Here is a 2377-nt window from a genome sequence, read left to right as displayed (position 1 = left end):
AGGTCCCCGTCCTCGTCGCCCTCGTGTACGTGTCCCTGGCACTGCGGAAACGCTTCACCACCCCAACCACTGCCTCCAGCCCGGATGTGTCGAAGGAGCCGGCTCGCGATGCCTGAGGATCTGTTGGACGAGCAGCTAAGTCGCAGTGAACACCGCGCGCAGCCCGAACTGTTGATGCCCCATGCCGTGCTCGCCCGTACCGCCGCTGACCTGGCCGCCAAGTATGAGGGGGTGGTGTCTCGCCAGACGGTGGAACGCTGTGTGTTCGAGTCCTACACCGCCTTACGGCGCACCTCCCGGGTGCATGCGCACCTGACGACCTTGGCGGGCAGGTTCGCGGCTGATCGGTTACGCGCCCTGGCCCAGTCCGATGGATCGGTGCCCAAGGATGTGCCCGAAGTTCTGTTCGTCTGCGTCCAGAACGCCGGCCGCTCACAGATGGCCGCCGGATTGTTGACCCACCACGCCGCCGGGCGGGTACACGTGCGCTCCGCCGGGTCAGCCCCCGCGCACTCGATCAACCCGACCGTCGTCGAAGCAATGACCGAGATCGGCGTCGACATGGGCACGCAGTACCCCAAACCGCTCACCGACGATGTAGTCGCCGCCGCCGACGTGGTCGTAGCCATGGGTTGCGGCGACGCGTGTCCGATCTATCCCGGCAAACGCTATCTGGACTGGACGGTCGCGGACCCCCAGGGCCGTCCCCTCGACGAGGTTCGCGCGATCCGCGACGATCTTGACGCCCGAGTTCGTGGTCTTCTCACCGAACTCACCACCGAACGTGTGTGACGTATCTGATGTTCCTTCACAGCTGAAAGGGCTTGTGTCTCATGTCTACATCTCGACCTAGGGTGCTATTTGTGTGTGTCCACAACGCTGGCCGCTCGCAGATGGCCGCCGGTTTCCTCACCGCCTTGAGCCAGGGCAGCGTCGAGGTCCGCTCCGCCGGATCTGCTCCCGCCGACTCCATCAACCCGGCCGCGGTCGAGGCGATGGCTGAAGTCGGTATCGACATCTCCGCACAGTCACCGAAGATCCTCACCCCCGACACCGTCGAATCCTCCGACGTCGTGATCACCATGGGCTGTGGCGATGCGTGCCCGGTGTTCCCCGGCGTCAGCTACCGGGACTGGGCTCTCGACGACCCAGCCGGCCAAGGCATCGACGCGGTCCGCCCCATCCGCGATCAGATCCGCGGACTCGTCGCGAACCTCCTCGACGAACTGGTACCCGCCGACCAACAGGTCGGCCAATGAGCACACCACCGCAGGTGTTGTTCGTGTGCGTGTCCAACCGCGGCAAATCGGTGATGGCCGAACACCTCACACCGACAGTCACCGACCGGATCACCCCATCCTCAGCCGGCACCAACGCGAAAATCGGCGGCCAGGTCAACGAACTGTCCGCCCAGGTACTCGCCGAAGTCGGCGCCGACGTCGTCGGACATCAGCCGCGGCAACTCACCGATGAACTGATGCAAGCCGTGGACCTGGTCGTGGTGGTCGGCACCGCCGAGGTCACCCCACCCGACGGCGTCGCCCTCGAAGTGTGGGACACCGACGAACCCTCGGGACGGGGCATCGACGGTATCGAACGAATGCGGCTGATCCGCGACGACATCACCAACCGGATCCGCGCCCTCGCCGACCGCATCGCGCGGTAGGCGAGAACGCGAACCGAGGCTGTCAGCAGCAGGCTGTGCGCGCCTCGGCCTGGTCTGCGGCGTTGCCGCCGCAGCACACCGAACCCTGCTCGGCGTCCTCGGTGGCGTTCTGTTCCAACAGTTTCGGGCTGGTCCCGAACGTCTCGGAGTCAGCCAGCACGGTGTAGACCTCCCACTTCTCCTTCGCCGGCCCGGTCACCCACACCTTGTCCTGCGTCGCGAAACAACAGGTGGAGTTGATCTCCTCCTGGGTGAACAGACCCTCCCCGGACAACCGGGCGATCTCGGCGTGCACCTTCTCGCTCGACTCGACCTCGACGCCGAGATGGTTGATCGTGCCGCCCTGGCCGGGATTCTCCAGCAGCACCAGCTTCAGTGGCGGCTCGACGATCGCGAAGTTGGCGTATCCCGGCTTGCGCTTGGCCGGGGTGGTGTTGAACAGCTTGGAGTAGAACTCGATCGCGGTATCGAGATCATCGACATTGAGCGCGAGCTGCATACGGGACATGACCATCACCTTCACCTGTGAGACATATATCGAACTACTGACACCTGCAGGGTGCCACCTTTTCGACATATGTCAAGTACCAGGGTATGGTCGGGTCATGCCGAAGGCCCTGCCGATGGTCGACATCAGTGCCCCGATCTGCTGTGCGCCCGTGTCGGCGGCCCCTCTCGATGACGACACCGCCCTAGAAATCGCTCTGCGGC

General features: G+C 64.7%; 4 protein-coding genes and 2 pseudogenes. 5 read left to right on the top strand and 1 reads right to left on the bottom strand.

The annotated features are described in order from the left end of the window. The 4 genes and pseudogenes from ACIGKQ_RS25290 to ACIGKQ_RS25275 form a co-directional block, all read left to right on the top strand. A pseudogene (locus tag ACIGKQ_RS25290) lies at nucleotides 1-116 on the top strand (arsenical-resistance protein); the annotation flags it as partial. Then, nucleotides 109-792, top strand: a complete 684-nt coding sequence (locus tag ACIGKQ_RS25285; protein ID WP_005179509.1) for an arsenate reductase ArsC — start codon at nucleotides 109-111, stop codon at nucleotides 790-792. The pseudogene ACIGKQ_RS25290 and the gene ACIGKQ_RS25285, both read left to right, overlap by 8 nt. Nucleotides 793-833: 41 nt before the next feature. Beyond that, nucleotides 834-1259 (top strand): arsenate reductase ArsC, encoded by a 426-nt coding sequence (locus ACIGKQ_RS25280; protein WP_012834432.1) that lies wholly within the window; start codon nucleotides 834-836, stop codon nucleotides 1257-1259. Continuing rightward, nucleotides 1256-1666 (top strand): low molecular weight phosphatase family protein, encoded by a 411-nt coding sequence (locus ACIGKQ_RS25275; RefSeq protein ID WP_005179518.1) that lies wholly within the window; start codon nucleotides 1256-1258, stop codon nucleotides 1664-1666. The genes ACIGKQ_RS25280 and ACIGKQ_RS25275 overlap by 4 nt, the downstream gene beginning before the upstream one ends. 22 nt (nucleotides 1667-1688) lie before the next feature. Here ACIGKQ_RS25275 and ACIGKQ_RS25270 read toward each other — a convergent pair whose 3' ends face one another. Beyond that, nucleotides 1689-2174 carry an ArsI/CadI family heavy metal resistance metalloenzyme gene (locus ACIGKQ_RS25270; RefSeq protein WP_005179519.1) on the bottom strand — a complete coding sequence of 162 codons (486 nt, stop codon included), beginning with the start codon at nucleotides 2172-2174 and terminating at the stop codon, nucleotides 1689-1691. 97 nt (nucleotides 2175-2271) lie between these two features. Here ACIGKQ_RS25270 and ACIGKQ_RS25265 point away from each other — a divergent pair. Continuing rightward, a pseudogene (locus tag ACIGKQ_RS25265) lies at nucleotides 2272-2377 on the top strand (transcriptional regulator); the annotation flags it as partial.

The sequence above is a fragment of the Gordonia sp. NPDC062954 genome (genome assembly GCF_044543825.1).
GTDB classification, from domain to species: Bacteria; Actinomycetota; Actinomycetes; order Mycobacteriales; family Mycobacteriaceae; genus Gordonia; species Gordonia tangerina.
This window is presented reverse-complemented; position numbering and strand designations above follow the sequence as displayed.

Bases quoted from the DNA above. Each gene is read 5' to 3' on its own strand.
- ACIGKQ_RS25285 (WP_005179509.1), top strand. From the start codon at position 109: ATGCCTGAGGATCTGTTGGACGAGCAGCTAAGTCGCAGTGAACACCGC.
- ACIGKQ_RS25270 (WP_005179519.1), bottom strand. From the start codon at position 2,174: ATGTCCCGTATGCAGCTCGCGCTCAATGTCGATGATCTCGATACCGCG.
- ACIGKQ_RS25280 (WP_012834432.1), top strand. From the start codon at position 834: ATGTCTACATCTCGACCTAGGGTGCTATTTGTGTGTGTCCACAACGCT.
- ACIGKQ_RS25275 (WP_005179518.1), top strand. From the start codon at position 1,256: ATGAGCACACCACCGCAGGTGTTGTTCGTGTGCGTGTCCAACCGCGGC.